Raw genomic sequence first — 2,994 nt, 5'->3', positions numbered from 1 at the left:
CTCCCAGCCGCGGGCGCGGCCGGCCCCCCCCCCCCCCCGGGGGGGGGGCCGGGCCCCGCCGCCCCCCCCCCCCCCCCCCCCCCCCCCCCCCCCCACGCCCGCTGCGAAGGAGTATGTACATGCGCCGAGCCCTTGCTGGTGTGCGGTCCGGCGCCACGATGACCCGAGCGGCCGTAATGATGCTTGTGGCGCTCATGCTCGCACTGGGGTTCGCACCACCCGCCACCGCACACACCAGGCTGGAGTCGTCGACACCCGCCGCCGGGTCAACGTCGAACAGACCGGTCGTCGAGGTCACGCTGCGGTTCACGCTGCCGGTGAGCCCGCTCGGCGACAGAGCGGCGATCGAAGGTCCGGACGGCACTGTCGCTGCCCAAACCGCAGCAACCGAGGACGGCCTCATCCTCATAGCAACACCGACGGACCCATTGACCCCCGGCGACTACACAGTCACCTGGACGGCCGCAGCTCAGGACGGCCATCCACTGAGGTTTTCTCGCCTCGTTCCTCGGCGCAGTGATGCGTTCTCGAGGAGCCGGTCGATCACGGGGACCGGGGTGCGGGTGCTGTGACCTGCAGGTTTGCGGTGTGTCGAGGTCAGGACGCGGGGTCCTGACCGGAAGGATCGGGAGTCCGCCAAGACAAGCCTGATCCCGACCAGCAAGGACCCCGCGTTGATCACCTATCGTGCCAGTCTCGACGTGCCCGCGACCACTTTGGAGATGGTGACGAGGTGGCTTGCCGCCCACCGGCGCCGGCCAGGCGCTCGTCCGGTCCAACGCGCCGCGACCGCACGCATGCAGGCACTGCTGGTGCTGCGCTGGTTCAAGGACGCCACCAGGCTGCGGATCCTGGCCCTGGACGCCGGGATCAGCATCGCGACGGCCTACCGGTACCTGCATGAGGCGATCGACGTGATTGCTGACCAGGCACCCACGCTCGCGCAGGCCTTGGAGCGTGGCAGGGCCCAGGACTGGGCGTTCGTCGCTCTGGACGGCACGCTGATCGCGACGACGAAGGTCGCTGCCCGCGGTGCTGGGGCGGCGGACCTGTGGTGGTCGGGCAAGCATGCTCAGCACGGCGGGAATCTCCAAGTCCTGGCCGGACCGGGCGGGTATCCCGAGTGGGTCAGCCCGGTCGAGCCCGGCACCGTGAACGACATCGTCGCGGCCCGTGCTCATGTCCTGCCGTTTCTCTACCCCGCAGCGGCCGGCGGGCTGCCCACGCTGACCGACAAGGGCTACGAGGGAGCCGGGATCGGCATAATCGTGCCGTTCAATGGCGCCAACCTGAACGCGGACGCGGTCAGCCGCAACGCCACGATCAACGCGCTACGCGCACCAGCCGAGCGAGCCAACGCTCTACTCAAGGCCACCTGGCCCGCCCTGCGCCGCATCACACTGGATCCCTGGCGCATCACCGAGATCGCCGCAGCTGCACTCGTCCTGCTCCACCTTCAACGCCCCGTCAGCGAATGAGGCGAGAAAACCTCACTGGACGGCGACTTCGGTTTCACCGTCAGCGACACCGCCCGGAACCAGACCGGAGCAACTGGTGCGCCGGCGAATCCGGGAGAGGCCGATGTCGACGGCAATGCTGACAGCAGCGACGCGGGGTCGCACTCCGGCATGGATCATGACATGAGCGGCATGGAGCACGGCATGGGTCACGACCCGTCTGCGATGGACAGCCCAGCGACCAGTGTCGCAGGGGCGGTAGCCCGGCTAGGCGGCGCAGCAGCGCTCTGGAGCGGACTGGTCGCCGGCGGCGCTCTGGCGTTCACGGCCTTCGTGCTACGTGGGCGCGACGAGGTGGACGCGCCGGTCGTGCTGCGGCTCGCCCGCTGGGCGGGGGTCGTGATCCTCGGCGGACTCGCCATCCGGGTCGTGGCCGGATCGGTGGTCGTCGCGCACGGTGACCTCGCCGCGGCCGTCTCGCCCTCGGCGATCGCCGACTCATTCACCGGCAGCACGCTGTGGGAGCTCGGCTTGCAAGCCGCCGGGGCAGTCGCGCTCGCAGCGGGTGCCCGGGGAACCCTCCAGGGTTCGTGGCTCGCGGTGATCGGCGTCGTTCTGGTGGGCGCCGGCCACGTTCTTGGCGGCCACAGCAACACCGTCGAGCCGCGGTGGCTCGTCGTGATCGCCGACGTGGCACACCTCGCGGCCGCGGCCACGTGGGTGGGTGGCGTGGTCGCGATGGGCCTCCTGCTGCGGGCCCGGCGCCGGGACGGGCACGATATCGACGCCGCGCTGATGGGCGCCCGCTTCTCGGTCGTCGCGGCCGTGTCCGTCACGGTGGTTGGTGTGACCGGAGTGGTGTTGGCGGTCGGCATCCTCGACCGTCCCGAACAGCTCTGGCAGAGCAACTGGGGCTTGCTTCTGCTGGCCAAGGTTGCCGTGGTTGCTGTGGTTGCTGCGATCGGCGCGTACAACCACTTCAGCGTCGTCCCGAGACTCACAGCACGACGCCACGCGGTGGTGCGCCATGCCGGACGCTCCCACACGGCGGGCGGCATCCTGCGGCGCAGCGCCGGCCGCGAGACCACCTTGATGGTCGTGATCGTGCTGCTCACGGCCTGGCTCGTTGCCGCATCGGTGGAGGAGTGAGACCCGTGAGCGCCACGGTCGGGGCCAGGCGTGCCGGATGGTCAGGGCCGCTGACGGCTAAGGACCAGACCATTCATCCTCCGCAACGGCGCCTACACCGTTCAGCCGGGACTGCAGAGCGACCTGTTCCAGGCGGGTCTGAGGGGGGGCGGCCATGCCTTCTAACAGCGTCCGTCCAGCACTAATCCGGTTCCTGACGACACGTGAAGGGGGGCGGCTGGCCTCGCCGGCGCCGGGCCTCCGGTCTCAGATCGAACTCGGTAGTTTCCAAACCTCCTGCGTTGTGGATGATGGGCGGATTCAACCGGTGGTTGCAACGAGTTCTGCGAACTTTTCTGATGGTGTCAGATATCCGAGCGTCTTGCGGGGTCGCCCGTTGAGGGAGTCC

3 protein-coding genes are annotated in these 2,994 nt (G+C 69.5%); all 3 read left to right on the top strand.

Annotated elements, in window-relative coordinates:
• Window positions 1-119 precede the first annotated feature (119 nt).
• The 3 genes from ACIBBF_RS26455 to ACIBBF_RS26445 all read left to right on the top strand — a co-directional run bounded on the left by ACIBBF_RS26455 (window position 120) and on the right by ACIBBF_RS26445 (window position 2,606).
• Window positions 120-572, top strand: a complete 453-nt coding sequence (locus ACIBBF_RS26455; protein ID WP_397419415.1) for a copper resistance protein CopC — start codon at window positions 120-122, stop codon at window positions 570-572.
• 102 nt (window positions 573-674) lie between these two features.
• Window positions 675-1,478, top strand: a complete 804-nt coding sequence (locus ACIBBF_RS26450; RefSeq protein ID WP_397419413.1) for a transposase family protein — start codon at window positions 675-677, stop codon at window positions 1,476-1,478.
• 162 nt (window positions 1,479-1,640) lie between these two features.
• Window positions 1,641-2,606 carry a CopD family protein gene (locus ACIBBF_RS26445; protein WP_397419411.1) on the top strand — a complete coding sequence of 322 codons (966 nt, stop codon included), beginning with the start codon at window positions 1,641-1,643 and terminating at the stop codon, window positions 2,604-2,606.
• Window positions 2,607-2,994: the final 388 nt, after the last annotated feature.

Origin of the sequence: Promicromonospora sp. NPDC050880, from assembly GCF_044456525.1 — a bacterium.
GTDB lineage: Bacteria > Actinomycetota > Actinomycetes > Actinomycetales > Cellulomonadaceae > Promicromonospora.
This window is presented reverse-complemented; position numbering and strand designations above follow the sequence as displayed.

What these genes read in the sequence shown, in the direction of transcription:
- ACIBBF_RS26455 (WP_397419415.1), top strand. Translation starts at nt 120, where the DNA reads ATGCGCCGAGCCCTTGCTGGTGTGCGGTCCGGCGCCACGATGACCCGA.
- ACIBBF_RS26445 (WP_397419411.1), top strand. Translation starts at nt 1,641, where the DNA reads ATGAGCGGCATGGAGCACGGCATGGGTCACGACCCGTCTGCGATGGAC.